A 25,419-nucleotide genomic window follows, 5' to 3' on the forward strand; every position below is an offset into this window, starting at 1 on the left:
GATCACAACCTCGCCTGGTAAGCGTCCAGCAGGTCACCGGCGTCGGCGATACTGCCGCGCTGCCGGTCCAGCTCGTCCAGCGCGGCGTCGAGCTGCTTCGGCAGCCACGGCTCGCTGTCCGAGTGGGCTAGCTGGGCGTCCCGCATCGCACGGCGGGCCTGCTCAAGCAGCCGAGTGGCGCTGGTGAGCTGAGCGCTGGCGTCGCCGAGCCCTGAGTGGACGGCGGCGAGGGCATGATGAAGGCCGTCGAGCGACATCGGCGCTACAGCCGCGCGGAGTAGGCGTCCGCCGAGGACATGCACGCCTGAATCGTGCTCTGTGTCCCGGTGATGCTCTGTAGTGCCTCGGCGAGCAGGCCGTGCGCCTGGTTCACCTCGTCCTGGGAGGAGCCCGATGTGGCTTCCGCGAGCGACTGCTGGGCTTCCTCCAGCGACTGGGCAGCCTGTTGCAGTGCGGCGATACTGGCGGATGCCTTCTCGTTGGCGAGCGCGATGCCCGCGCGGATCTCCTCGACACCGGCCATAGGGCGTACTCCTCGTCAGCGGGATGAATGGGCGGCCGGGAATACCAAGAAGACCGAGAGTAAGTCGGCTGGCACACTCGCTTCGCTGCCAGCTCGGCCTACTGTCGGTCGGATTGGTATCTACCGACACCATAAACGTAGCGTGATCGCTCGACTCCGGAAAGCTCAGGTTGCCCGCGAACGGCACCATCGGCGGGCCAATTCACGATGCGGTGTAGGTTGACCGCCATGACAGCGCAGACCACGCGAGCGCGACAGCAGGAACGTGTGCTTGTCACCGGGGGTTGTGGCTTCATCGGCCGGGCCACCGTCGCCGCGTTCCGCGAGCGAGGCATTCCCGTCACCGTCGCGGACCGTGAGCAGGCGGTCAAACCGCTCGACGGTGTCCGCTACATTCACGGCGACCTCGCTGACCCCGACGTTCGCGACGCGGCGCTGGGCGACGACACCGTCGGGATCGTGCACCTCGCCGCGCTGACCTCGGTGCTCAAGTCCGTCGACCGGCCGGTGCAGACCTACACCGACAACGTCGCCGTCACCCAGGAACTGCTGGAACTCGCCAGGCAGCGCGGCGTCGAGACGTTCCTGCTCGCCTCGACCAACGCCGTGGTTGGCGACATCGGCACCGGCACCATCACCGACGACCTCCCGCTGCGTCCGCTGACGCCGTACGGCGCGACCAAGGCGGCGTGCGAGATGCTGCTGTCGGGGTACGCGGGCGCCTACGGGATGACGACCTGCGCGCTGCGGTTCACCAACGTCTACGGGCCGGGCATGGGGCACAAGGACAGCTTCGTGCCGAGGATGATGCGGGCGGCGTTGTCCGGCTCGGGCGTCAAGGTCTACGGCGACGGCCAGCAGAAACGCGATCTGGTGCATATCGACGACGTTGTCCGGGCAATCCTGTCCGCATGGGACAGCGGCTACACCGGACGGGCGATCGTCGGCGCGGGCAGGTCGGTGTCGGTGCTGGACATGATCGAGGCGGTCAGGCAAGCGACCGGACGTCCGGTACCCACCGAGCATGTGGCGGCGCCAAGCGGCGAGATGCCCGCCGTGATCGTCGACGTCAGCAGAAGTGCGGAGACCATCGGCTACCGGCCGTCTGTCGGCCTGGTCGACGGCCTGGCGAGCACGTGGGAGTACTTTCGGGAGTCGGTGGCAGCGGCGGAGGGAAAGGCGTGACCATCACGACAGAGGCCGAGAGCGAGCGGCCGGGCGCCCGCGAGGCGCGCAGGGGCCTCGCACCGTACCCGGATGACGTCGACGCGCGCGCTTTCGCGGAGTTCCACAGCCGCTACCAGCGCCCTCGGCTGTCCGACCTGGTCGTGGTGATCGCCGCGTTCAACGAGCAGGATGGCCTCGGCCCGGTGCTCGCCGACATGCCGAAGAAGTGCCGAGGGATGGACGTCGACGTCCTTGTCGTGGTGGACGGCGCCACCGACGAGACCGCCGAGGTAGCCCGCGAACAGGGCGCCTATACCTGCGTGGCCGACACCAACCGTGGCCAGGGCGCCGCGCTGCGGCTCGGCTACCACCTCGCGGCCGCGTGCGGCGCGCGCTACATCGTCACCACCGACGCCGACGGTCAGTACGACAACGCCGAGATGGACACCCTGGTCGGCCCGCTGGTCGACGACCAGGCGGACTTCGTGACCGGCTCGCGCAGGCTCGGCCACGAGGAGTCCGACAACCGGGTGCGCTGGGTCGGCGTGCGGGTGTTCGCGTGGCTGGCGTCGCTGCTGACGCTGCGGAAGATTACCGACACCTCGTTCGGGTTCCGCGCGATGCGCGCCGAGCTGGCCTGCTCGGTGACGCTGACCGAGCCGCAATACCAGGCGTCCGAACTGTTGCTCGGCGTGCTGGCGCGCGGTGCGAGACTGCGGGAACTGCCGATGAGCATGCGGCTGCGCAACAGCGGCGCGAGCAAGAAAGGCAAGAGCCTGCGCTACGGCCTGAACTACGCCAGGGTCATGCTTGGGACGTGGGGCCGGGAGTACGTGCGCCGCGGTTCGCGAAGATGAGCCGATCGAACAGCACGAACTTCACGATGAACATAAACCCGTACGTCGCGAGGTAGACCGCGCCGACGAGGATGGTGCGCCAGCTATGTGAGGCGATGTGCGCCTGCGCCCAACTGTCGGCCAGCGTGGTGACGCCGATGGCGGTCACCGCGGTGACGATCACGATGACGACGTAGGGCAGCGTCTCGCGCTTGCGGTCCGCGCGGCCGCGCTGCTGCCACGCCCAATACCGGTTCAGCAGGTAGTTCGGGATCGCGCCCGCGACGAACGCGATCACGCCGGCCACCATGGCCGCGGCACCGAGCCCGTACGCCGTGAGGATCGCGGCCTCGCTGATCACGGCCGCGATGACCGACGCACCGGTATAGCGGCCCCACAGCAGGAACCGCCGCTTCCGACGCGCCGTCAGTGCCAACTTCGTCATCGCCTCATCCGCCAGGGGTTTCCTTGGTCCGCGGGACGCGCGCCACGCACAGCACCGACTGGCCGAACGGTACCCGGACCCACCGTTCCAGTACCCGCGTCACGGGCACGACGAACCGATCATAGATGGCTACCAGTTTCGGGTTGGGCGCGCCACTGCCACCCTTGCGCACGGCCAGCCACCACACGATCCCACCGAGCAGGTTCACCGGCTTGACGAGCTCCAGATCGAGTCCGGCGCGCCCGACGGCCGCGGCGAGCGTGGACGGAGTGTAGCGCCGCACGTGGCCGACCTTGCGGTCAAACTCGCCATAAAGCTGTTGATAACCCGGCACCCAGAGCACGATGCTGCCGCCCGGCTCGACGACCATGGCAAGCGAGCGCAGCGCACCCGCGTCATCCTCGATGTGTTCCAGGACGTTGATCGCGACGACGGACGATACCGGCTTGCCGATGTCCGGTGTGGTGTCCACATCGAACTGTCGGGCCTCCACCTCGGGACGGTCGGCGAACTTGCGCCCCATCACCTCGACGGCCTCGGGATCGACATCGGTGACGACAAGCCGGTCGAGGCCGGTGAACTGCTCCGCGAACTCACCGAGGCCAGCGCCGATCTCGAGCACGGACGGCCCGCAGTGCTCAGAGATCAAATCGAACTGGTAGCGGCGGTAACGCGGCTGATAGGCGCCGGATTCCTCGACGGACCGCCCGGTGGCATTACTGAAGGCGCCAGATTCTTCCGCCACGCTATACATCTCCTTTACTTATTCTTTTGACCAGGTCACGCCATGGTGATCGGCGCCCGTGCCCCGTTCTTCCCATCGGTCGGCGAAGTCATTAACATCGGCGGCCGAAAATCGATAGCATCGGGCTACCTCAACGGTGCCATGGCTAACGTCGGCAGGACTGCACGGGCTGCCGTAGGCGCCACGCGATCTTTCGGGGAGTGGAGCAATTTTGCGAGTCCTAGTCCTAGGCGGAGACGGCTACCTCGGCTGGCCAACGGCACTACACCTGTCCGACCGTGGTCACGACGTCGGCGTCCTCGACAACCTCGTCCGGCGGAACTACGACGAGGAACTCGGGGTCGACAGCCTTGCCCCGATCGAGACCATCGAGACGCGAATCAAGGCGTGGGAGGAGGTCTCAGGTAAGCGCATCGACTGCTACATCGGTGACCTGCTCGACGCCGACTTCGTCTACCGCACACTGCGAGAGTTCCGCCCCGACGCGGTCGTGCATTTCGCCGAGCAACGCGCGGCGCCATACTCGATGATCGACCGCGAGCACGCCGTCTATACCCAGCACAACAACGTCATCGGCAACCTGAACCTGCTGTTCGCCATCGCCGAGATCAACCCGGACATTCACCTGGTCAAGCTCGGCACCATGGGTGAGTACGGCACGCCCAACATCGACATCGAGGAAGGTTGGCTCGAGGTCGAGCACAAGGGCCGCAAGGACCGCGTGCTCTTCCCGAAGAAGCCGGGCTCGTTCTACCACCTGTCCAAGGTGCACGACTCCCACAACATCGAGTTCACCTGCCGCATCTGGGGCCTGCGGGCCACGGATCTCAACCAAGGCGTCGTCTACGGCCAGCAAACCGACCAGACCATGCTCGACGAGCGACTCGTCACCCGGTTCGACTACGACGACGTCTTCGGCACGGTGCTCAACCGGTTCGTCATCCAGGCGGTGCTCGGCCAGCCACTGACGATCTACGGCAGCGGCGGACAGACCAGGGGCATTATCGACATCCGTGACACAGTCGAGTGCATTCGGCTCGCGGTGGAGAACCCGGCTGAGCGTGGCGAGTTCCGGGTGTTCAACCAGATGACCGAGAGCAAGTCGGTGCACGAGATCGCGGAGACCATCGCGGAGGCATTCCCCGGCCCCGTCCAGATCGACCACCTGGAGAACCCGAGGGTCGAGCAGGCCGAGCACTACTACAACGTCACCCACACCGGCCTCGAGGAACTCGGGCTGAAGCCGCACCTGCTGTCGGATACGTTGATCGAGTCGATGTTCGGCATCGTCGAGGCCAACAAGCACCGGGTCGAAATCGAGAAGATGTATCCGAAGGTGCAGTGGAAACGGATCAAGGAATAGCAACCCACGACGCCGGGCTCGTGTCCGGATCGCAGGAACGTCGCGTGCGCGGCATCCTCGCCAAGCACTGGCTGTTCGCCATTGTGCTTGCCGGGGGTGCCGCGCTGCGCGTTCTGGCATGGCTGGCCTACCAGCCAGCGCTGTTGTACTTCGACTCGTTCCGCTATCTCGACAACCTTGGGGTGCACAACCCGGCTGGCTTGCACCCGATTGGGTACGACCTGCTCGTGCTCGAGCCGTTGCTGTCGGTGGGCGGGCTCGACGTCGTGTCGGCGGTGCAGCACGTCGCTGGTCTCGGCTGTGCGGTTGGCCTGTATGCGCTGGCGCTGCGGCTACGCGCGCCGTCGTGGTTGGCCGCGATCGCGGCGGCCCCGGTGCTGCTCGACGCCTACATCGTGCAGATCGAGCAGATGATCATGTCGGACATCTGGCTGCTGGTCGCGCTGGTCGGGATGCTGTGGCTACTGCTCGGCACGAGGTCCACCAGCGGCGCGCCGAACCCGCGCCGGGCCGCGCTTGCCGGGCTGGTGCTGGGTATCGCGGTGGCGATCAGGATGGTCGCGATCTCGCTCGTCGTGCCCGCGGTGATGTACCTGCTCATCGCGGGCGGGGCGTGGCGCGCCTGGCGTGACCGGGACGCGCTGCGGCTGATCGCGCAACGCACCGGTGCGTTCCTCGTGCTGTTCGCGGTCGTCATCGGCTCGTATGCCGGGTACTTCTACACCCAGACCGGCAAGGTCGGGCTGAGCAACACCTCGGCCAACGTGCTCTACAGCAGGGCCGCCGTCGTGGCGGACTGCGACGAGTTGGACCTCGGCCCGATCCTGCGGCTCGCCTGCCCCGCCGAGCCGATCGGGCACCGGGAGCCGGACTATTACGCGCACCGAGGTGCCGATGAGGAATGGGTGGACAGCTTCCCGTCAGGCACCAACATCCCCCGGGTGCAGCACGAGTTCGGGGTGCACGTGCTCACGTCGCAGCCGCTCGACGTCCTCGGCGCCGTCATCGTCGACTTCCTGAAGGGGTTCCGGCCGGAACGCACCGACGCGCCCAACGACGTCAGCGTGGCGCGATGGCATTTCCAGCGCGAGTACCAGTACTACAACCACAAGGACATCACGGTGGCGTACTCCCGCCAGTACAGCGGTGAGGCGCCATCCGACATTCCCGCGATCGGGTCGTTCCTGCGCTCGTACCAACTCAGCGTCGGCTACACGCCCGGTCCGCTACTCGCCGCGTTCGGGGTGCTCGCCATCGCCGCGATGCTCGGCGCCGGACGCGCCCGCACCAGCGGACTCCGCTCCGCGGCGTTGCTGTCCGTCGGCATGGCGGTGACAATCCTGTTCGCCTCGGCAGCGTTCGAGTTCTCCTGGCGATATCAGCTGCCCGGCGTTGTCCTGCTGCCGATCGCGGGGGTGATCGGCATCGTGGCGTTGTGGGGGCGACGGCGGCACATATGGAACTGACGTGGTCGCGGGGCCTCGCCCGCTGGCAGCTCTGCCCCGTCGCCGGTTCCGCTCGCGGCGGGAGCGCCCCAGACGCACCGCGAGCCGCGTAACCTGCCCATCGTGGTGTCCGTGCTGACCTTCGCCGTCGCCTGGTGGCTCGGCTTGTACCTGCTCGCGCGCGACCGGACGAACCCGGTGCTCGTGCTGGCCGGCGGCGGACTACTGAGTTATGGGGCCGCCATCGCGCTCGACGACCTGCCGTGGACCGGTGCGGTCGCCGAAGTGTTGGTGTGGCTGCCCGCCGTGTTGTGGGCGGTTGTGCTGGCGCGGCTGCTGCGGGACAACCGCGCCGCGCGTGAGCGTGGCGAGTCCGGGAACACCGTGGGTCTCGCCGTCGTCTGCGGGCTGCTCGTCGCTCTCGCGGCCGGGTTGGTGCTGCTCGGGACCGGGTTGCTGCCCAGGGAACTGACGCTGGCATCCATCGGGCTCGACTTGATGCTGCTCGGCGGCTGCGTCGCGGTGTTCGACGCCTTCGACGCCGGCGAGTCGCTGCGCGGCGACATGCTGCGCTCGGCGGCCCTGTCCGGGCTGGCCACCGCACTGTTCGGCGGGCAAGTCGCGGTGGTCATCGCGGTCGTTGGGCCTGATCCTGCGCTGACCGCGCTGTTGTACGGCGTCGTCGCGGGTGCGATAGCCCTGCATGTGCTGACGAGTCCGCTCCACTCCCTGGCCGACCGGGCCGCGCTGGCCGTTCCGGTGCGGCAGGCTCGCGCCGAGCTGCGCGAGGTCGCCGACGCGTTGCCGCGCAAGGCGAACTCCGCGCTCGCCGATATCGACGAGGCCGAGTTCGCCCGACTTACCCGCAGGGCCCTCTCGCATTACGGCGACCTCGGCAAGCTGGTGTCCAGCCCGCTGACCGAACTGCCGGAGATCGACAAGCGGCTCACGGAACGCGGCGCGCCAGACACCCCGTTGGAACGCGCCAAGGAACTCAAGGCCGTGCTGCTCGACGCGATCCGCAGGCTCAAACCGGACGGGCGCGAGTTCGGCACCAGCGAGGAGTGGCGGTACTACAACGCCCTGTACTTCTACTACGTCGTCGGGATCCGGCCGTACAGCATGCGGACCAAGGTGACCGAACTCGATGCGACGTCCCGGCAGGCGCTGACGTGGTTCGCCGACCAGGTGCCAGAGCGGACGCTGCACAACTGGCAATCCGCCGCGGCGCGGCTGGTGGCCGCTGATTTGCGCGCCACGTCGGTGCGTGGCTGACGGCGCGTGCCGTCAGCGCCCTCGCCTGCGACTGCCGCGTGGCTGCCTGCTCGTCGCGTCACCTGACCTGCGGTTTCTCAGCGGTGGCAGTGGTTGGCAGGACTTCGCAGTCCGTTTCGTCGCCGTGGCAGTGCCGCCCTTCCTAGCGTCGGCAACGTCCGATCCACAACGGAAGGGAATCCACCATGACCACCGCAACCACTGACCTGACCACCCCGGCCACCGGACGTCTGCTGCGCACGAGTCTCGTCCTCGACGGTGTCGCGACCGGACTCACCGGTGTGCTGCTCGCTGCGCTGTCGGGGGTGCTCGACACGGTGCTCGGCCCGAGTGCGGCGTTCGTGCTGGGCGTCGGTCTGTTCTTCCTCGCCTATGGCGCCACGGTGTTGGCGATCGGCACCCGGCGCACGATCAACCGCGGCGCGGCGGGTGCCGTCGCGGGCGCGAACCTGCTTTGGACCGTGGTCAGCGTCATCGTCGTCATCGCGGGCATGCTCTCGCTGACCACGCTCGGAGTGGTGACCGCACTAGCGCTGGCCGTCGTCACGACGGTGTTCGCGGAACTGCAGATCACCGGACTGCGCCGTTCCTGACGGCACTGGTATCGCGGCTTGACACGCCGGTACCGGAGCAGACGACGCCGACATAGCGGCGATCTTGAGGCGTTGTGGTCGTCCGAACGACCACAACGCCTCAAGATCGCGAGGGGGCAGGTAGGAGGGCCAGCGTCGGCGCCGACGCCGTTCGAACGCCGCGCGCTACGCTGGGCGGACGCGGTTGAATAGCCCTCGCAGCAGCTTCGCGGGAGGGAAGCCGTCGATCGCGCGCTCGACCTGTTCGACGGCGTTGTTCGGCAGCGACAGCAGGAAGATCTTCCGCCACGCCGACGCGACCTGCTTCGGCAACGGTCCCGTGACGTAGTTGAGCTGGTACCGCTCGAACAGGTCACGCACCTTCGGGGCGATCTCCCCATACCGGTTGCTCGGCAGGTCGGGGAACAGGTGGTGCTCGATCTGGTGCGAGAGGTTGCCGGTCATCAGGTGCATGAACGGACTGCCGGAGATGTTGGCCGAGCCGAGCATCTGCCGCAGATACCACTGGCCACGCGTCTCCCCGACGATGGACGACCGCTCGAAAGTGTCCACACCGTAAGGGAAGTGACCGCACATGATCACCGAGTGGGTCCACAGGTTCCGGACGAGGTTCGCGGTGAAGTTGGCCGTGAGGGTGTGCAGCGCGGACGGCCCGGACAGCAGCGGGTGCACCACGTAGTCCTTGGTGGCCTGCCGCCGGATCTTGCGCAGCACCTGCTTGGCTCGCCTGCGGAAGTCGGGGTCGTCGCGCCGCCCTGCTTGCAGGTTCTTGCCCAGCTCAAGGTCATAGGCCGCGATGCCAAACTCGAAGAAGCAGGCGTTGACGAAGTTCCACAACGGCTGGCCCAGGTAGAACGGGTACCACTTCTGGTCGGACGAGACCCGCATGATGCCGTAGCCGAGATCGTTGTCCTTGCCGATCACGTTCGTGTAGGTGTGGTGGATCTGGTTGTGCGAGTGCTTCCACTGATCCGACGGCGAGACGTTGTCCCACTCCCAGGTGGTCGAGTGGATCTTCGGATCACGCATCCAGTCCCACTGGCCGTGCATGATGTTGTGCCCGATCTCCATGTTTTCCAGAATCTTGGCGATCGACAGCCCAGCCGTGCCCGCCAGCCAGGCGGGCGGGAACAGTGAGAACAGCAGCACCGCACGGCTGCCGAGTTCGAGCTTGCGCTGGGCCTCGATGACGCGGCGGATATAGGCCGCGTCACGCTCTCCCCTGCTGGCGATAACCTGCTCGCGCAGCGCGTCGAGCTCCTTACCGATGTTCTCGATGTCGGCGTCGCTCAGGTGCGCCGTGGGATCGGCGGGATCGGCCACGGGACGAACATCGGGGCGCTCGCTGATTACAGCGGTCATCTGTGTATCTCCTAGAGTTCGATGTCGCAGGTGCCCGCCGCGGCGGACACGCAGGTCTGGATGAGGACGCCGTCGCCGGGCGCCGCCATGGTGATCTCGCCGTTGCGCAGGTCGCGCACCGCGCCGTCGCGCAGCGGCGCGACGCAGCCGAAGCAGATCCCCATCCGGCAGCCGGACGGCATCAGTACCCCCGCGCGCTCGCCAGTGTCGAGCAGCGGAGTGGCACCGTCGGCGTCGACGGTGGTGTCGGTCTTGCTGAAGGTCACCTGGCCGCCCTCGCCGGTGACAATGACGCTCGGGCGGAACCGCTCGGTGTGCAGCTGGTCGACGACGCCAGCATCCGACCAGCGCTGTTCCGCCGCGTCGAGCAGGCCGGTAGGCCCACACGCCCAGGTCTCGCGCTCAGCCCAGTCCGCGACGATGCCGTCCAGCTCGGCGAGATCGAGCATGCCCTCGACGTCGGTGTGCCGTTCGACCAGGCGGATCTGGCGGGTCGCGGCCAGCTGCCGCAGCTCACCCCCGAAGATCACGTCGCTCGACCGCGGCGCGGAATGCACCACGACGACGTCGTCCAGCTCGGTGACGGCGTTGCGCAGCATGCCCATGACCGGGGTGATGCCGCTGCCAGCCGTCAGGAACAACGCCTTGCCCGGCCGAGGGGAGGGCAGGGTGAAGTCGCCCTTCGCCTGGTCGAGCTGGATCAGCGTGTCAGGACGAGCACGGCGAACCAGGTAGTTGCTGACCACGCCGTCGGGCATGGCCTTGACCGTGACCGAAATCCTGCCGTCGGTGCTGTCGGCCCGCGACGTGAGCGAGTACGCCCGCCACTGCCGCACGCCGTCGACGTCGACGCCGATCCGCACGTACTGCCCAGGAACGTGGCCGCGCCAGCCCCCGCCTGGCCGGATGACCAGCGTCACGGCATCGGAGGTCTCGGGGTGGATCTCCTCGATCCTGCCCCGCAGATCGGCCGACGCTCGCAGCGGGCTGATCATGTCCAGGTAGTCCGACGGCAACACCGGGGTCGTGACGAATTCCGCGATTCTCGCCGCCCTCGCGCGCAAGGACGCGAACGCGCCGCGCGTAGGACCTGTCAATACCGCCATGGATCTAGCATGTTCTTTTATTGTGCGTAAAGTCCTGACCTGTCGATGTGAATCCGTAACACAATATTGTTCGCGAGGAACAGTCCATGCGAGACCGGAATGAGTCCGTCGCCAGCCGCGCCATCCAGGACGCCGCTGACCTGGACATCGACGCCACCACCATCACCGCCCTGCGTGAACGACTACCCGCCGTCGCGGACGACGTCGTCGCGGCCATCATGGCCGAGGTTCCCAGCTACGCTGGCGCGCTCACCGGCCGCAGAGGCGCCAACATCCGGCACGCCGTGCAAACCACCCTTGACAACTTCCTCGAACTGGCGGGCGGCACGGCATCACAGGTGGCAGACCTCGGTGCGGGCGCCGACGCGGCCTTCGCACTCGGCAGGGGTGAAGCCGCCAACGGCAGGAGCATGGAGGCACTGCTCGCCGCCTACCGCGTCGGGGCACGGGTCGCCTGGCGCGGCTGGTCAGCGGTCGCTGTCGACTTGGGACTGCACGCCGACACCATGGCCAAGTTCGCCGAGCTGGTCTTCGCCTTCATCGACGAACTGTCCGCGACCAGCGCGGCAGGCCACGCCGACGCGCTGGCCATGCAGGACAGGGCACGGCAGCGCCAGCTAGAACGGCTCGGCAGGAGCCTGCTCGACGGCGCAACCGACGACGTTCTGCTCGCCGACGCCGAGCGGGCGGACTGGACCCCGCCGACCATGCTGGTCGCCGTCCTGGTGGCCGAAGCACGGGCCCACGCGGTGCGGCAGCCGCTCGACCCCGCGACGCTGCTGCTCGCCGAAAACCTGCCCAGCGCGCCGACGACCGAGTCCATGACCGTGCTGCTCGTGCCCGCCGACCAGGACACGACCAGGGCGCACCTGCTGCAACTCCTCCGGGGCATGCACGCGGTCGTTGGCCCCGCCCGGCCGTGGCGAGACGTCAAGGCATCCTTCGCCCGTGCGGTGCGAGCCGTCGAGGTCGTACCGGCCACCGGAGAGCCGATCGACACCGAACGTTGCCTCGTCGAGCTGGTTCTCAACGCGGACAGCGACGCCTACGACGACCTGCGGGAACGGGCACTCGCACCGCTGCGTGAACTCCCGCCGACAACGGTAGCGCGGCTCACCGACACGTTGCGGTCGTGGCTACTGCACCAGGGTCGCAGGGACGCCGTCGCGGAGGACTTGTTCGTGCATCCCCAGACCGTGCGCTACCGGATGGGCCAGCTACGCGAGCACTACGGCGAGGCACTGTCGGACCCGAGGCAGGTGCTTGAGCTGACAGTGGCGCTGGCGTTGCGGCGGTAGACGCGCGCTGGCGTCAGGCGAACGCGGCGTGATGTGCTTAAGCGGCACTCACTCGCTGACGACGTCGAGGACGATCTTGCCGACGGCGGTACGCTCGTCCATGCTCGCCAGTGCGTCGGCCGCCTTGTCCAGCGGATACCGCGCGCCGATGTGCGGGTCGAGCTTGCCGGCCTCGAGCAGCGGCAGCAGGTCGTCCCACTGCTCGCGCAAGTACGCCATGCGGTGCAGGAAGAACTCGCCCCAGGCCACGCCGACGACCGAGATGTTGTTCAGCAGCAGCCGGTTGACCTTCACCGTGGGGATCTCGCCGCCGGTGAAGCCGATGACGAGCATCCGCCCCTCCCGCGCGAGGCTGCGCAGCGAATCGGTGAACCGGTCCCCGCCGACCGGATCGACCACGACGTCGACGCCGCGCCCGCCGGTCAGTTCGGCGACCGCGTCCTTGAAACCGTCAGCGAACACCACGTCGTCCGCGCCCGCCGCCCGCGCGAGGTCGGCCTTGGCTTCGGTGGAGACCACACCGATCACCCGCGCACCGAGGGCCTTCGCGAGCTGGATCGACGCGCTGCCGACACCGCCCGCGGCACCGTGCACCAGCACCGTCTCGCCCTCGCTCAGCGCGGCCCGCCGCCGCAGCGCGAAGTGCGCGGTGAGCACATTCATCGGCAGGGCGGCACCGTGGACGAACCTCATCCGATCCGGTAGTGGAAACACGGCGGCCGGGTCGGCGGCGACAGTCTCGCAAAAGCCACCGAAGCCAACGAACGCCGCGACGCGCTGTCCCGGCGTGAAGCCGCTCGCCTCCGGCGCGGCGCGCACGACACCTCCGACCTCAGAGCCCGGGGTGAACGGCACCGGCGGCTTGATCTGATACAGACCTCTGGTTTGCAGCACGTCGGGGAAGGTGACGCCAGCGGCGTGGACGTCGATCAGGACCTTGTCGTCCTCCGGTGTCGGCGCCGGGACGTCGGCGATCTCGACGGCGCGTGGCCCGTCCAGCGAGGTGATTCGCACTGCGCGCATGAGCATCCTTCCCGAGTGATCTCCGTTGTTCTCCGCCACCGTAGCCGCGCTTTCCCGTGCGTGCGGTGTCGCTGTGACTACGGTGCCGCTGCCTGAGCCGCAACGGTGCGGATCGCGGTAGCGACCCCGTCCGGGCGCTCGTACGGCAGCATGTGCCCCGCGCCTGCGAACAGCACGAACTCCGCGTTCGGCAACTGGTTCGCGATGGCGTGGGCGTGCGACAACGGCGTGAGGCGATCCCTGTCCCCGACGAGCACGGCGGTCGGAACGCCCGCGAAGGCGGCCAGTGCCGCTGCCCTGTCGTGCGTCATGATCGACCGGTTGAACCCTGCCGCGCTGCCGCGGTGCGCCCGCGCGCACTGGTCGACGGCGGCGCGAACGTGCGCGGCGTCCGGACTCTCACCGAAGACGGCCGCGCGCAGGATGACGCGCGAGAGCCGCTTGCTCGGCACCGGCAGCGCGCCGCGCCCGGCGGATCGCGAGCGGTTCGGCGCTGGGCCGGTGGTCGCGGAGTTCGTAGCGACGGGTGGCTTCGTCCCGGCAGACGCCGACCCAGTGCGCCCGCCCGATTTCCGACGAGCGAGACGTCGCCGCCACCGGTCGGCCGCCGCGATCGGGGCGGGCATCCGCGACATCACGTCCTGCATCTGCCCCGACGACGTCGCCACGAACACCGCCCCCGATACCCGTTGCTCGACGACGTCCGGATACCGCTCGGCCAGCGCCATCATCGTCATTCCGCCCATGGAGTGCCCCGCGAGCACGATCCGGCTCTCCGGCACCCGCGCGGCGATCAGCTCAACGACGTCGTCCGCGAGTCGATCGAGCGTGGCCGAGCCGCGCGGGGCGGGATCGGAGTCGCCGTGTCCGCGCAGGTCAAGCGCCAGCACGCGCATCGTGTCCCCCAGCCGCGCGGTGACGTCGTCCCACACCGAACCGGCCTCGGTCCAGCCATGCAGCAGCACCGCGCAGGCGTCGGCGTCAGCCCTGCCGCGCTCGGTCACCGCCAGCGTCACGCCGTCCGACGTCGTGAAGTGCGCATTCGTCATGCGGACCCCTCAACCGAGCGATCCGGTCGGCTTGACCTTGCCGCGCAGCAGGTTGTTCGCGATGGTGCGGCGCTGGATCTCGTCGGTGCCCTCGTAGATGCGGGCCAGTCGCAACTCGCGGTACCAACGCTCGATCGGCAGCTCGCGGGTGTAGCCCATGCCACCATGGATCTGCAACACGCGATCGACGATCTCGTTCGCCTTGGTGGCGCCGTAGAGCTTCGCGATCGACTGCGCGTGCCGCGATGCGACCCCGCCGTCGGTGTCGACCAGCCACGCCGCGTGCAGCACCAGCCACCGCAGCGCCTCGATCTCCACCGACGAGTCCGCGATCATCCACTGGATCGCCTGCCGGTCGGCGATCGGTTTGCCGAACGTCTCGCGGGTGTTGGCGTAGTCGATGCCCATCTCAAGCAGCCGCTCGCACGAGCCGAGCGCGCGGGCGGGGATCAGGTACCTGCCTCGGCCGATCCACTGCATCGCGAGCTGGAAACCGTTGCCGACCTCGCCGAGGATCTGCGAGTCCGGCACCCGGACGTTGTCGAAGATCAGCGCGGCGGGCGCCCATTCACCCATGGTGTCGATCGGCTCGGACTTCCAGCCCATGTCGCGGTCGACAAGGAAGCAGGTCACGCCGCCGTTCGCGCCGCGCTCGGGGTCGGTGACGGCGAAGACCATCGCGAAGTCAGCCTCGTTGCCGCCGGTGATGAACGTCTTCTCGCCGTTGATGATCCAGTCGGTGCCGTCCTTGCGGGCGCTGGTGCGGATCGCCTTGGCGTCCGATCCCGCGCCCGGCTCGGTGATCGCGAAGCACGACTTCCGCTCGCCCGCGATGGTCGGCAGCAGGTAGCACTGCTGCTGTTCCTCGTTGGCGTGGTAGAGGATGTTGTCCGCGTCGCCGCCGAACTGGAACGGCACGAACGTCTTGCCGATCTCCACCATGAGCAGCGCCGTCATGACGGCGGACAGCCCCATCCCGCCATGGGACTCCGGGGTCTGCAGGCCCCAGAAGCCCGCCGCTTTGGCCTTGAGCTGGAGTTCGTCGCGCTCGTCCGCCGTGAGCCCCGGCTGCCCGGCGCGTTCCCTGCGCAGCACTTCCTGCTCAAGCGGCATGACCTCGCGGCGGATGAAGGTGCGCACCCAGTCGCGGATCTCGCGTTCCTCTGTGGTCAGTGAGAAGTCCATTGTGGTCCCCTAGAAGGCGTTGATGCCGGTCAGCGAGCGGCCGATGAGCAGTTTCTGGATCTGGGTGGTGCCCTCGTAGAGGGTGAGCACGCGGGCGTCGCGCAGGAACTTGCTGACCGGGTACTCGTCGATGTAGCCGTACCCACCGAACACCTGGATGGCGAGGTTGGACGCCTTCACGGCGGCCTCGCTGGCGTAGAGCTTGGCCATCGACGCCTCGGTCTTGAACGTTAAGCCGCGCTCGATGTAGTCGGCGACCCGCCAGACCAGTAGTCGTGCGGCGTCGGTCTCGACCGCCATGTCGGCGAGCATCTCCTGCACCAGTTGGAAACTCGCGATCGGCTTGCCGAACTGCTCGCGCTCCTTGGCGTACTTGACGCTGGCCTCCAGCGCAGCGCGGGCCAGCCCAACGCACCCTGCCGCGACCGCCATGCGGCCCTTGTCCAGCGCGAACATGGCGATGCTGAAGCCCTGGCCGCGCTCGCCAAGCCGTGCCGAATCCGGCACCCGCACGCCGTCGAGGGTGAGCTCGGCGGTGGCCTGACCGCGCAGGCCGAGTTTGCCCTTGATCTCAGTACGGCTGAAGCCCTCGGCGTCGGTGGGAGCCAGGAACGCCGTGACACCCTTCGGGCCGGGGCCATCGGTGCGCGCGAAGATCAGCGCGACGTCGGCCCAGGTGCCGTTGGTGATGAACATCTTCTGACCGGTGATGATCCAGTCGTCACCATCCTGTTCGGCGCGGGTGGTGAGGTTGCCCGCGTCGGAGCCGGTACCGGGCTCGGTGAGCCCGAAGCAGGCGAGCGACTCGCCGGAGCAGAGCCTGGGTACCCAGTGTCGCTTTTGCTCCTCGGTGCCGTACTTCACGATCTGCTTCGTCACCAGACCGAGTGACACCGACACGATGCCCCGGATGGCGGTGTCACCCCGGCCGAACTCCTCCATGATCAGACAGTAGCTGAGGTGGTCGCCGCCGGATCCGCCGTACTCCTCGGGCACGGTTAAGCCGAGAAACCCCAGTTCAGCGAGCTGCTTGACGATGCCGATGTCGACCTGCTCGGCGCGGTCCCACTCGGCGACGTTGGGCACGACCTCGCGGTCGACGAAATCGCGCGCGAGCTGCTGGACCGCACGTTGCTCGTCGGTGAGGGACAGATCCACGACTACCTCCAAACGAACACTGTTCGCTAACATAGTGGCACGGGTCGCGGCCCACGACAAGCGAGGGCTGGGTGACGGACACGACGCCCTCGACGTAGGACACGGCGGCGCGAGTGCGACACACGACGTCGGGAACGCGGGACACAGCGTCCGGAACGCGGGACACGATGCATACGATGGGCACCGACCTTCGGAGGACGGATGGGACGGCCAAAGACACCGCTGCTGAGCCTGGCTCGCATGGCGTCAGCCGCGCTCGACATCGTGGACACCGACGGCCTCGACGGGCTCTCGATGCGCAGGCTCGCCACCGTGCTCGGCGTGCAGGTCGCCTCGCTGTACAACCACGTCAGGAACAAGGACGAACTGCTGCACGAGATCGGCAACCAGATCATGTCGCAGGTCGACGTCACCGGGTTCCGCGACGGCGACTGGCGGGAGGGCATCGCGACCTGGGCGCGCTCCTACCGCGCCGCGCTGCGCGCACATCCGAACATGGTGCCGTTCCTCGCGACCGGTCCCGGCAGGCGCGAGACCGCGCTGCAACGCGCTAACGCCGTGCATGGCGGGCTGGTCGCGTCGGGCTGGCCACCCCGGCAGGCCACACTGATCGGTGCGTCGACGAAGTACCTGGTTGTCGGCGCGGCGATGACGTCGTTCGGCAGGGGCTTCGACGACGACGTCCAGGTCTACGTCGACCGCTACCCCCACCTCGGTCAGGCGCACAAACTCCGCGCGCACGCCGATGAGATCGACGACGAGGCGTTCGAGCTCGCGCTGCTGTCCTTCCTCGACGGCCTGGAACGCCGGTTCACCGAGCTGCGCGAGGCGCGCTGAATGACGCTTTCGCCGCACTAAGCGGGGAAAGCGTCATTCACTTCAGGTCAGCACGTGCTCTGTGCTGGCTCGCCCGCCATTCTGGCGTCAAGGAAGGCAAGGACGTCGGCGTTGCCGTGGTAGACGGCGTCGATGTGGCCCATGTCCAGCGTCTGCCACGTCAGCGGCACGCCCGCGGCGCAGTAGTCGTCACGCAGCGCCTTCGCCTGTCCGAACTGGACGAGTTCGTCCCGCGTGGCGTGATACTGCAGCATCGGCACGGCAGGTGGGTTCGTGCCGAGGGTGTTGTCCTCGTAGCGGGCGACCCATTCCGGCTGCAGCAACGGGCTGGTGTGGGTGTAGTCCTGGATGCTCTTTCCCGCGTAGTCGATGAGCAGCCGCAACGTGCAGACGGTCGCCATTTCCGCGAACGCCTGCTTGCCCGCGTCGTTGAGGTACGACTCAAGCTTCAGCTCGGGGTAGGCGTTGTCGAACCCGATCAGCGCGTACGCCATCACGCCGAAGCCCTGCTTGCCGTCGAGATGCAGCGCGAGCTGCACCGGATCGGCGGGGATACCGCCCGCCGCGATGCCGACCAGGTTCAGCCCCGGCGCGTAGTCCGGCTGCAGCTCCCCCGCCCAGGCCGCGGCCCCGCCGCCCTGCGAGTAGCCGCGGAAGGCAACCTTCGCGTCAGCGGACAAACCGGCGTCGGTGAGCCGTTGCGCGGCCCGCACAACGTCGATCATGGCGGCACCCATCGACCTGCCGGTGACGTAGGTGGTGGCAGGCTCGGGCCGGTAACCCTCGTAGTCCGGTACGGCGACGGCGTAGCCATCGCGCAACAGGTCGTTGAGCCCGGACTGTTCGTAGAACGCGCCCGAACTAATCATCGTGGACGGCGCGCACCGGAACGCAGGACCCTGCGTGCCGGGCCCGAAGGCGACGACCGGCGCGGTGGCGGGGTCGACGCCCTCGGGGACGAGCACGGTGCCGGTCATGGCGGTTCGTTCTCCGAGCGCGTCGGTGGACAGGTACATCACCTGCCACGCATCGGCCTGCGCACTCGGCCAACCGACTTCGGACGCCCGCGACCGGATGACGTCGCCCGGCTTGCCGTCGGGCAGCGGAGACGGCGGCAGGTAGAAGTCGTCCTGCGCCGCGGCGTACTGCGGTCGCGCCGGGGTCGCCGCCACCGGAGTCGCGACGGCAGCACTCGCGCACAGCAGCGCCACGAGTACAGCGGCAGCCGCGCGGGCTGGGTGTCGCAATGTTATGGGCACCGCTCAACCTCCGAAATAATGGAATTACCGCATCAGATTGCGACTCTCGCAGAATGGCAACGACACGGCGAGAGTCAATTCCGTGTGATGCCATTCTTTGTCACGACCGGATATATGTGCCGCCATAGCGCATAACGAGGAAACACGGTGACACCGCGAAATCTGCGGCCCGGCAAGTTGGGGATCGGTCGTGGGCGCTTTCCGTGGAACACGTCGTTGTGAGCGTGGGAGACGGCGTCTCGACGGCGGAAGTCACCGACGTTGATCAAGTCCCCGCGTGATGTTGCGCGAGTATGTCCGGATTTTCCGGTTCGCCGAACAACACCACGCGGGGACCTGATCAACACGTGCGTCGGTCACCGCGACCGGATCACCGATCTCGCTCACCGGCCGCGAGCGTTAGACGTCCGCGCGACGCCTGCGCAGTAGCACCAGCAGGGCGCCGGTCGCGATCAGGCCGAGCCCGACACCGACTGGAGCGAGCACCGAGACACCGGTAAGCGCCAGACTGTCACTCGCGGCCGGGGTAACACCACCGACGCTGGTGCCGCCGGTGTCACCCGCACTGGTGCCACCGGTGGCTACGCCGCCCGCACTGGTGCCACCGGACGCCGATCCGCCCGCGCTCGCACCTCCGGTGTCCTCGCCACCCGCAGCGGCACCATCCGCGTCACCATCCGCGTCACCATCCGCGTCACCATCCGCGTCACCCCCGGTGTCTCCACCGGTCTCCGTCCCGCCTGCGGCCTCACCGCCTGCGGCTTCACCACCGGTTGCCGCTCCTCCGTCGGCTTCGCCGCCAGCAGCCGCACCGCCATCGGCCGCACCGCCATCAGCGTCGCCACCGTCAGCCGCACCGCCATCAGCGTCACCGCCATCGGCCGCACCGCCGTCAGCGTCACCGCCATCGGCCGCACCACCGTCAGCGTCACCGCCATCGGCCGCACCACCGTCAGCCGTGCCACCCTCGGCGTCGCCACCCTCGGCGTCGCCGCCATCGGCGTCGCCGCCGTCAGCACCGCCTGCTGCCGCACCGCCGCTCGGCAGGATCTCGAAGTCGGCCAATGTGGCGTCCTGCCCCGCGTCCAGCGTGCATTGCGAGTCGAACGTGCCGAGGCCGGTCTCCGAGCCGTCCGCCGTCCTCGGTGTGAGCGTCAGCAGCAGGTCGCCGACCGTGATCGTCGCCCACCCGGCCTCGGTGAACGTCAACGACGGCGCACTGCCGGACGCGTTCACGTCGAAAGCACCGCTCGCGGGAACGTCGGTCTTCTCGACGTCGACCGGCACCTGGACATCGAGTGTCGCCTCCGGCGCGGCAACGGTGGCATCCGCCAGCCCGCTGCCCTCGATCGTCTTCGCTCCGACGAGGCTCAACCCCTCCGTCGCCGTCTCGGGCACCGTGGCCACCGACTCGACGGCGAACTCCGGCGTCGGCTCACCGACGACGGCGGAGCCGGGCACGTCGGCGTTGATCTCGACCTGCATCGACTGTTCCCCGATGAGCGGGAACGGGCAGGTGTAGCTCAGCGTCAGCGAGGCGGGCTCGGCGACGCCGGTACCCGTTCCGACCGCCAGCGTCGCACCTACCAAACCGGCAGCCGAGGCCGCGGTGATTCCCACGGCCCATTTCTTCGATCGACTACGAAAGTGTGTATTCACGTCGTCTCCGCGCAGACAATGCAGAATGGAGCGGCACCGCGTCCCGGTACCGCTGTTCGGACACATAGAAACCCCGACTCGCGGGAAACCTAGCCCCGCGTATGATCCCGGACAATGCCTCCGAGTAACGGGTACACACTCTTGTCAGCAGAATGCGAAACCGCGCCTCTTCATACGCACGAGACAACAACACGGCTTATGCACGTGCAGAAACCCAGAGTGCTCATTACACTACAACAAGTAGCTGGTCAGTGACCGACCGCGCTGTCGGTTTGTTGGCATCTCATGACCCCCGCCGAACCGGACTGTGAGATCGGCGCAAATTTTTGGCAATCTTCGCACTTTGCCGAGGTGTCCGCGGCGAGTAATTGATTACCCGGCACACCGTCCCTATCGTCGTCCGAGCAAGCTCGTGCTCACTGGCGCCGACCGCAGGGCGCTCTTGTCACAGGGGTGACAGCCATGACCACCAGATTCAACCAGCAGGCGGTAGTGCGACCTGCTGCCACGATCCCGGCCGCACGCAACGCACAGTGGCAGGCCGCCGCGAGCGCGAACGGAGTCCGAACAGGGGTGGCCAAGGAAAGCGCGTCCAGTCAGGACATCCTGTCGTCCATTCCGGCGTCGCAGATCAGGGCGATTCTGCGGCCGGTGGCTGGTCGCATGATCAAGGAGATCATCCAGGAGATCCGTGAGGGCGTGCCCGCCTACGCCCAGCCGCTTGAGGGCAACTTCGGCAAGGTCCTCGTCACCAGCGTCGAGAAGGCGGTGCTGCAGGTCGCCGAGGGCATCGGCAAGACAACCGTCGACACGTCAGCATGGGCGGATTGGTTCCGGCACGTCGGCAGGCTGGAGTTCCTGGAAGGCCGCTCGATGGACGCGATGCAGACCGCGGTCCGCATCGGCACGCGCGTCGGCTGGCGCCACATCCGAGCGGCGGGCGTCGCGGTCGGCACGCCGACGAACACGCTGTTCACGTTCGCCGACGCGCTGTTCCAGTACTCCGACGAGCTCTCAAGCGTGGCCATCGCCGGATACACCGAGGCACAGTCACGGGCCAACGGCACCATGGAGCGCCGCCGCCAGCAACTCCTCAAGCTGCTCCTCTCGCCGGAGCCGACGTCGGCGCAGTCGCTCGCCGACCTGGTGGACGCTACCGACTGGACGCTGCCGGAGCGCGTCGCCGTCGTCGCGCTCGAGTACCGCGAAGACCAGCACCAACTCCCCGCATCCACGCTGGGCAACGACGTCCTCGTTGACTTCGAGAGTGCCGAGCCGTGCCTGGTCGTGTCCGATCCGCAGCGCCAGCTCGCCGGGTTCGAGCTGGAACTGTACGGCCGAAAGGCCGCCGTTGGCCCGATGGTGCCGCCCGCCGACGCGCACCGCTCGCTCGCGGTGGCGCGCCGTGCACTCGCTCTCGCGCAACGCGGGGTGTTGCCCGCCGATGACGTCATCGACTGCTCGCAGCACCTGACGACGCTGGCGTTGTGCGCGGACGAGTTCCTGCTCGCCCAGCTCACCACCCGCGCACTCGAACCATTCGAGGGGTTGACGACGAAACAGCGCACCCGGCTGTTCGAGACGCTGCTGGCCTGGCTCGGCACGCGAGGCGGCATCAACGAGATCGCCGCGCGGCTCGGCGTCCACCCGCAGACCGTGCGATACCGGATGAACCAGGTCAACGACATCCTCGGCGATCGGCTCAACGACTCGGACGAACGTCTCAAGCTGGAGATCGCGCTGCGCGCGACGCACCTCATCCACGACGGCACCCGCCGCTAGGCGGCCAACGCCGCCGGCATGCGAGCAGCACAGATCGAGGTCACCAGCCTCGGCAAGCGGTACGGCCAGGTCACCGCGCTCGACGACGTATCGCTGCGGGTGGGACCGGGCAGCGTACTCGGGGTGCTCGGGCACAACGGCGCGGGTAAAACAACGCTGATCGACATCCTCACCACCCGTATCAGGCCGACGTCCGGCACGGCGACGGTGTGCGGCTGGGACGTGGTCCGGTTCGGCGAGCACGTCCGCAGGCAGATCGGCGTGACCAGCCAGTTCGCCGCCGTGGACGAGTCGATGACCGGCAGGCGGAATCTGCTGCTGTTCGCACGGCTGCTCGGCGCGAAACGGCGGCAGGCGAAGGCGCGGGCGGACGAGCTGCTCGCGACGTTCGGGCTCACCGAGGCCGCCAACCGCAAGGTGGCCACCTACTCGGGCGGGATGCGGCGCAGGCTCGATCTCGCGGTGAGTTTGCTCGGCAAGCCGAAGGTGTTGTTCCTCGACGAGCCGACCACCGGGCTCGATCCGGTCAGCCGCACTGAACTGTGGCGCTCGGTCGCTGGCCTGGCCGCAGCGGGCACCACTGTCGTGCTGACCACGCAGTATCTGGAGGAAGCCGACACCCTCGCAGACGAGGTCATGGTGCTTGCCATGGGCTCGATCGTGGCGCAGGGCAGCCCTGCCGAGCTGAAAGCGGGCATCGGCAGCCGCACCGCGACGGTCACCGTCAGTCCTACCGACGCCGAACGCGCCAGGGACGCACTGCTACGCGCGGGCATGCGGGTGCGCTCCCATGACCACGCGCTCAGCGTCGCGCTCGCGGCGGCCACCGACGTCCCCGCGCTGGTCCGCGCGCTCGACCACGCCGGTATCGCGATCATCGACCTGACCATCACCGAACCGTCGCTGGACGACGTCTACCTCGCGTTGCACGCGGGCGGTGGCGCGTGAGCAGGCACGCCCTACGCACCCGGCACCAGGACGACGATGCGCCGACGCTGGTCATCGCCGTCGATCGAGGCTCACTGCGGCTGGCTCCCGACGACGACTCGTGGGGCGGCGCGGGCTTCCTCACGCAGCTGCGGGTGTTGTCGGGGCGGTCGCTGCGCACCGCGTTCAGCGACTATCGGCTGGTGTTCTTCGGGCTGCTGCAGCCGGTGGTGATCCTGCTGCTGTTCAGCCAGGTGTTCGCGGGCATCGGCGATATGCCGGGCGTGGTCGCGTACGACGGCTACATCAACTACCTGATGCCCGCGACGCTGGTGATGATCGCGATGACGACGGCGATGGGCTCCGGTGCCGCGCTGTTGTCGGAGATCTACACCGGGTGGGTGGGCAGGCTGCGCACCATGCCGATCAACCTCGTCGCGGTGCTGGCCGCCCGCACGGTGTCGGACGCGGTGCGGCTGATCGTGCAGCTCGTCGTGGCGTCGGCGGCGGGGGTGTACGTACTCGGGTTCGAGCCAGGCGGCCTCGCGGGGCTTGCTGGGGCGATCGCGGTGGCCGTCGCGATCGGCTGGGGATTGTCGTGGCTGTTCATCGCGATCGCGACCTGGCAGAGCAAACCGGAGCTGATGCAGGCGGCATCGTTCGTGGTGATGTTCCCGTTGATGTTCTCCTCAAGCGCCTACGTGCCCCTTGAGGCGATGCCGACCTGGATCCGCGTGCTGTCCACCGTGAACCCGCTGACGTACGCCATCGACGCGACCCGCGCGCTCGCGGTGGGGATGCCGGTCGGGGGCGCACTGGTCGCGGCACTGGCTCTGGCGGGGGTGACCGCCGTTCTCGGCGGCACACTAGCCACCCGCGCGTTCCGGGCGGGCTGACAGCGACCTGGCGAAGCGCGAGTCGCACCCTAATCACCGCGAGTCGCACCTTGTTCGGCGCGAGTCGCACCCTGTTCGGCGCGAGTCGCACCCTGTTCGGCGCCCCAGAGCCCAAGTTTCGCGTTCAGCCGCCCCAGTAGTCCGTGCCGTAGTCGCCCGACCAGTCGCGGCCGTAGTTGCCGGACCACTGCCGGCCGTAGTCCCCGGACCACTCGCGATAGTCGTCAGAACGGTCACCGCCACCGGAGGGCTCCGACGTGCGGCGCGGAACCTGGCGCGTCGGCTGTGGCGCGGGCGCAGGCTGCGGCGCAGCGGACGTCGTCCTTGGCACTGGGGTGTCCGGGGCCGCGCGGCCTACCGGGGCCGAACGCCTCGCCGCCGATCGCGTATGGGATGCCACGTCCGCGACGTCGATGCCGATCGCCGATGTCTCCGCAGGGCGCGCGGTCCGCTCCCGTGCGGCCGAACGCCCGTCATCGGAGCCCGCCCTGTCGTCGGTGTCGCCACCAAGCACGTGCCCGACAACGGACGCCCCGCCGACGACGACCAGCAGTCCGGCCGCCAGCCCCGCCATTCCCCTGCGCACGGACACCAGCGCATCAGTGAACAGGAAGTCGTGATCAACCGCGAGCGGACGTCCCTCCCTGGCAAGCAGGTCCGCCACCGGGACGACCCGACGTCGCCGCCCGCCAGGTGGCGACGGCAGGACCCGGCGGATGTGCGTGTCGTCCGGCTCAGGGCGTCGCATCCCGCGTCACCGCGCCGCGATAACGCTGTCGATGCCCTCGCACCGCTCGGCGTCCGCGAACACCTGTCGCAACGCCGGATTCGCGCTCAGCTCCCCCGCGGGACCGGCGCCGGTACTCACCTTGGTGAACACCGTGCCGACCCCCGTCAGCGCCTTCCGCAAGCTCTCCCTGTCACGTACCTCAGCGGCACGCAGCCGCGTCGTCGCGTCGTCGACGGCCGAGCTCAAGTCCTCGATCGTCTCCATAGCCGAGCCGTAGGTCGCCATGCCGCCCCTGACCGGCGGCGTCCCCGCGGTGTGCAGGTCGCTCGCCATGTCGTCGAGTGCGGTGGACACCGTGTCCAGGTAGCCGAGGACGTTCCGCTTGCTCTTGACCGGCTTGGCCGGGTCGATGTCCGGCAGCGCGGACAGCGCCTCGCCGCCAGCACGGATGCTGCCGCACACCTGATCGGCCCATGCGATGGCGCGCTCGTGGCGGGACGGCTCATCGCCGGACGAGCAGGACCCCAGCAGTCCTATCGCGACAGTAATCACAACGGCGTGGCGCAAACGTCGCATCATGATTGATTCCTTTGGCTCTACAACGACATCGAAACGCTACTCGTGCGCGATTCGGTCAAACAAGTTTCCCCAGCGGATCGACAGCCCGATTGTGAGCGCATGACAATTGTTCGTTATCTGATTGTCACGCATAGCCAATCCGACGGCTAATCGCTGCTAAGACAACAAAAAAACGCC

The 25,419-nt window shown here is 68.1% G+C and carries 24 protein-coding genes and 1 pseudogene; 11 read left to right on the forward strand and 14 right to left on the reverse strand.

What is annotated here, in order from left to right; all coding sequences use genetic code 11:
* Positions 1-2: 2 nt before the first annotated feature.
* Positions 3-257: a hypothetical protein gene (locus AMYHA_RS23980; RefSeq protein WP_034274792.1), complete on the reverse strand. Its 255-nt coding sequence runs from the start codon at positions 255-257 to the stop codon at positions 3-5.
* Positions 258-262: 5 nt separating this feature from the next.
* Positions 263-523: a hypothetical protein gene (locus tag AMYHA_RS23985; RefSeq protein ID WP_034274794.1), complete on the reverse strand. Its 261-nt coding sequence runs from the start codon at positions 521-523 to the stop codon at positions 263-265.
* 228 nt (positions 524-751) lie between these two features.
* On the opposite strand from AMYHA_RS23985, the gene AMYHA_RS23990 reads away from it, so the two are divergent.
* Both AMYHA_RS23990 and AMYHA_RS23995 read left to right on the forward strand, forming a co-directional pair.
* A complete protein-coding gene (locus AMYHA_RS23990) occupies positions 752-1,708 on the forward strand; it encodes an NAD-dependent epimerase/dehydratase family protein (RefSeq protein ID WP_051400245.1) in 957 nt (318 codons plus the stop codon).
* Positions 1,690-2,547: pseudogene (locus tag AMYHA_RS23995) on the forward strand (glycosyltransferase family 2 protein); the annotation flags it as partial. The gene AMYHA_RS23990 and the pseudogene AMYHA_RS23995, both read left to right, overlap by 19 nt.
* Here the strand turns inward: AMYHA_RS23995 and AMYHA_RS24000 are convergent.
* A complete protein-coding gene (locus AMYHA_RS24000; protein ID WP_034274796.1) occupies positions 2,495-2,971 on the reverse strand; it encodes a GtrA family protein in 477 nt (158 codons plus the stop codon). The pseudogene AMYHA_RS23995 and the gene AMYHA_RS24000 overlap by 53 nt on opposite strands.
* Positions 2,972-2,975: 4 nt before the next feature.
* Entirely contained in the window at positions 2,976-3,716 is a 741-nt protein-coding gene (locus tag AMYHA_RS24005) for a class I SAM-dependent methyltransferase (RefSeq protein ID WP_231104880.1), read from the reverse strand.
* Positions 3,717-3,927: 211 nt separating this feature from the next.
* On the opposite strand from AMYHA_RS24005, the gene AMYHA_RS24010 reads away from it, so the two are divergent.
* From AMYHA_RS24010 to AMYHA_RS24025, 4 genes are all read left to right on the forward strand, one after another.
* Positions 3,928-5,079 carry an NAD-dependent epimerase/dehydratase family protein gene (locus AMYHA_RS24010; protein WP_034274800.1) on the forward strand — a complete coding sequence of 384 codons (1,152 nt, stop codon included), beginning with the start codon at positions 3,928-3,930 and terminating at the stop codon, positions 5,077-5,079.
* Positions 5,058-6,545, forward strand: a complete 1,488-nt coding sequence (locus AMYHA_RS24015) for a DUF3488 domain-containing protein (protein ID WP_157362369.1) — start codon at positions 5,058-5,060, stop codon at positions 6,543-6,545. The genes AMYHA_RS24010 and AMYHA_RS24015 overlap by 22 nt, the downstream gene beginning before the upstream one ends.
* Positions 6,546-6,647: 102 nt before the next feature.
* The gene (locus AMYHA_RS24020) at positions 6,648-7,799 is read left to right on the forward strand and encodes a hypothetical protein (RefSeq protein ID WP_051400247.1); all 1,152 of its coding nucleotides are present in this window, start codon (positions 6,648-6,650) and stop codon (positions 7,797-7,799) included.
* A 185-nt stretch (positions 7,800-7,984) separates the two neighbouring features.
* A complete protein-coding gene (locus AMYHA_RS24025; protein ID WP_051400248.1) occupies positions 7,985-8,392 on the forward strand; it encodes a hypothetical protein in 408 nt (135 codons plus the stop codon).
* A 165-nt stretch (positions 8,393-8,557) separates the two neighbouring features.
* Here the strand turns inward: AMYHA_RS24025 and AMYHA_RS24030 are convergent, their stop codons facing one another.
* Positions 8,558-9,754: a fatty acid desaturase family protein gene (locus tag AMYHA_RS24030; protein ID WP_084037473.1), complete on the reverse strand. Its 1,197-nt coding sequence runs from the start codon at positions 9,752-9,754 to the stop codon at positions 8,558-8,560.
* Positions 9,755-9,765: 11 nt separating this feature from the next.
* Positions 9,766-10,860, reverse strand: a complete 1,095-nt coding sequence (locus AMYHA_RS24035; RefSeq protein WP_051400249.1) for a ferredoxin reductase — start codon at positions 10,858-10,860, stop codon at positions 9,766-9,768.
* A gap of 86 nt (positions 10,861-10,946) precedes the next feature.
* On the opposite strand from AMYHA_RS24035, the gene AMYHA_RS24040 reads away from it, so the two are divergent.
* Positions 10,947-12,158, forward strand: coding sequence for a PucR family transcriptional regulator (locus AMYHA_RS24040; protein WP_034274804.1), 1,212 nt, complete (start codon positions 10,947-10,949; stop codon positions 12,156-12,158).
* 48 nt (positions 12,159-12,206) lie between these two features.
* On the opposite strand, the gene AMYHA_RS24045 is transcribed toward AMYHA_RS24040, so the two are convergent.
* From AMYHA_RS24045 to AMYHA_RS24060, 4 genes are all read right to left on the reverse strand, one after another.
* Entirely contained in the window at positions 12,207-13,181 is a 975-nt protein-coding gene (locus AMYHA_RS24045; RefSeq protein ID WP_034274807.1) for an NADPH:quinone oxidoreductase family protein, read from the reverse strand.
* 77 nt (positions 13,182-13,258) lie between these two features.
* Positions 13,259-14,230, reverse strand: coding sequence for an alpha/beta fold hydrolase (locus tag AMYHA_RS24050; RefSeq protein ID WP_034274810.1), 972 nt, complete (start codon positions 14,228-14,230; stop codon positions 13,259-13,261).
* Positions 14,231-14,239: 9 nt separating this feature from the next.
* Positions 14,240-15,415 (reverse strand): acyl-CoA dehydrogenase family protein, encoded by a 1,176-nt coding sequence (locus AMYHA_RS24055; RefSeq protein WP_034274813.1) that lies wholly within the window; start codon positions 15,413-15,415, stop codon positions 14,240-14,242.
* A gap of 9 nt (positions 15,416-15,424) precedes the next feature.
* Positions 15,425-16,573 carry an acyl-CoA dehydrogenase family protein gene (locus tag AMYHA_RS24060; RefSeq protein WP_196776962.1) on the reverse strand — a complete coding sequence of 383 codons (1,149 nt, stop codon included), beginning with the start codon at positions 16,571-16,573 and terminating at the stop codon, positions 15,425-15,427.
* A gap of 201 nt (positions 16,574-16,774) precedes the next feature.
* Between AMYHA_RS24060 and AMYHA_RS24065 the strand changes: the two genes are divergently transcribed.
* A complete protein-coding gene (locus AMYHA_RS24065) occupies positions 16,775-17,410 on the forward strand; it encodes a TetR/AcrR family transcriptional regulator (RefSeq protein ID WP_034274817.1) in 636 nt (211 codons plus the stop codon).
* Positions 17,411-17,457: 47 nt separating this feature from the next.
* On the opposite strand, the gene AMYHA_RS24070 is transcribed toward AMYHA_RS24065, so the two are convergent.
* Positions 17,458-18,669 carry a lipase family protein gene (locus AMYHA_RS24070; protein WP_034274819.1) on the reverse strand — a complete coding sequence of 404 codons (1,212 nt, stop codon included), beginning with the start codon at positions 18,667-18,669 and terminating at the stop codon, positions 17,458-17,460.
* A gap of 399 nt (positions 18,670-19,068) precedes the next feature.
* Positions 19,069-20,289, reverse strand: coding sequence for a DUF6801 domain-containing protein (locus AMYHA_RS27280; protein WP_157362371.1), 1,221 nt, complete (start codon positions 20,287-20,289; stop codon positions 19,069-19,071).
* Positions 20,290-20,790: 501 nt separating this feature from the next.
* On the opposite strand from AMYHA_RS27280, the gene AMYHA_RS24080 reads away from it, so the two are divergent.
* The 3 genes from AMYHA_RS24080 to AMYHA_RS24090 are packed head-to-tail and all read left to right on the forward strand — an operon-like array spanning position 20,791 to position 23,933.
* Positions 20,791-22,110 (forward strand): helix-turn-helix domain-containing protein, encoded by a 1,320-nt coding sequence (locus tag AMYHA_RS24080; protein WP_084037474.1) that lies wholly within the window; start codon positions 20,791-20,793, stop codon positions 22,108-22,110.
* Between the two features lie 18 nt (positions 22,111-22,128).
* Entirely contained in the window at positions 22,129-23,058 is a 930-nt protein-coding gene (locus AMYHA_RS24085) for a daunorubicin resistance protein DrrA family ABC transporter ATP-binding protein (protein ID WP_034274821.1), read from the forward strand.
* A gap of 47 nt (positions 23,059-23,105) precedes the next feature.
* The gene (locus AMYHA_RS24090) at positions 23,106-23,933 is read left to right on the forward strand and encodes an ABC transporter permease (protein WP_051400504.1); all 828 of its coding nucleotides are present in this window, start codon (positions 23,106-23,108) and stop codon (positions 23,931-23,933) included.
* Positions 23,934-24,057: 124 nt separating this feature from the next.
* On the opposite strand, the gene AMYHA_RS24095 is transcribed toward AMYHA_RS24090, so the two are convergent.
* Together AMYHA_RS24095 and AMYHA_RS24100 are read right to left on the reverse strand one after the other, a co-directional pair.
* Positions 24,058-24,681, reverse strand: coding sequence for a hypothetical protein (locus AMYHA_RS24095; protein ID WP_034274823.1), 624 nt, complete (start codon positions 24,679-24,681; stop codon positions 24,058-24,060).
* A 6-nt stretch (positions 24,682-24,687) separates the two neighbouring features.
* Positions 24,688-25,242 (reverse strand): hypothetical protein, encoded by a 555-nt coding sequence (locus tag AMYHA_RS24100; protein WP_034274825.1) that lies wholly within the window; start codon positions 25,240-25,242, stop codon positions 24,688-24,690.
* Positions 25,243-25,419 lie beyond the last annotated feature (177 nt).

It is taken from the genome of Haloechinothrix halophila YIM 93223 (genome assembly GCF_000504245.1).
Lineage (GTDB): Bacteria > Actinomycetota > Actinomycetes > Mycobacteriales > Pseudonocardiaceae > Haloechinothrix_A > Haloechinothrix_A halophila.

Coding starts and splice junctions, on each gene's coding strand:
- AMYHA_RS24030 (WP_084037473.1), bottom strand. CDS start 9,754: ATGACCGCTGTAATCAGCGAGCGCCCCGATGTTCGTCCCGTGGCCGAT.
- AMYHA_RS24045 (WP_034274807.1), bottom strand. CDS start 13,181: ATGCGCGCAGTGCGAATCACCTCGCTGGACGGGCCACGCGCCGTCGAG.
- AMYHA_RS24095 (WP_034274823.1), bottom strand. CDS start 24,681: ATGCGACGCCCTGAGCCGGACGACACGCACATCCGCCGGGTCCTGCCG.
- AMYHA_RS23980 (WP_034274792.1), bottom strand. CDS start 257: ATGTCGCTCGACGGCCTTCATCATGCCCTCGCCGCCGTCCACTCAGGG.
- AMYHA_RS24055 (WP_034274813.1), bottom strand. CDS start 15,415: ATGGACTTCTCACTGACCACAGAGGAACGCGAGATCCGCGACTGGGTG.
- AMYHA_RS24025 (WP_051400248.1), top strand. CDS start 7,985: ATGACCACCGCAACCACTGACCTGACCACCCCGGCCACCGGACGTCTG.
- AMYHA_RS24085 (WP_034274821.1), top strand. CDS start 22,129: ATGCGAGCAGCACAGATCGAGGTCACCAGCCTCGGCAAGCGGTACGGC.
- AMYHA_RS24080 (WP_084037474.1), top strand. CDS start 20,791: ATGACCACCAGATTCAACCAGCAGGCGGTAGTGCGACCTGCTGCCACG.
- AMYHA_RS24035 (WP_051400249.1), bottom strand. CDS start 10,860: ATGGCGGTATTGACAGGTCCTACGCGCGGCGCGTTCGCGTCCTTGCGC.
- AMYHA_RS24050 (WP_034274810.1), bottom strand. CDS start 14,230: ATGACGAATGCGCACTTCACGACGTCGGACGGCGTGACGCTGGCGGTG.
- AMYHA_RS24100 (WP_034274825.1), bottom strand. CDS start 25,242: ATGATGCGACGTTTGCGCCACGCCGTTGTGATTACTGTCGCGATAGGA.
- AMYHA_RS23985 (WP_034274794.1), bottom strand. CDS start 523: ATGGCCGGTGTCGAGGAGATCCGCGCGGGCATCGCGCTCGCCAACGAG.
- AMYHA_RS24000 (WP_034274796.1), bottom strand. CDS start 2,971: ATGACGAAGTTGGCACTGACGGCGCGTCGGAAGCGGCGGTTCCTGCTG.
- AMYHA_RS24065 (WP_034274817.1), top strand. CDS start 16,775: ATGGGACGGCCAAAGACACCGCTGCTGAGCCTGGCTCGCATGGCGTCA.
- AMYHA_RS24040 (WP_034274804.1), top strand. CDS start 10,947: ATGCGAGACCGGAATGAGTCCGTCGCCAGCCGCGCCATCCAGGACGCC.
- AMYHA_RS23990 (WP_051400245.1), top strand. CDS start 752: ATGACAGCGCAGACCACGCGAGCGCGACAGCAGGAACGTGTGCTTGTC.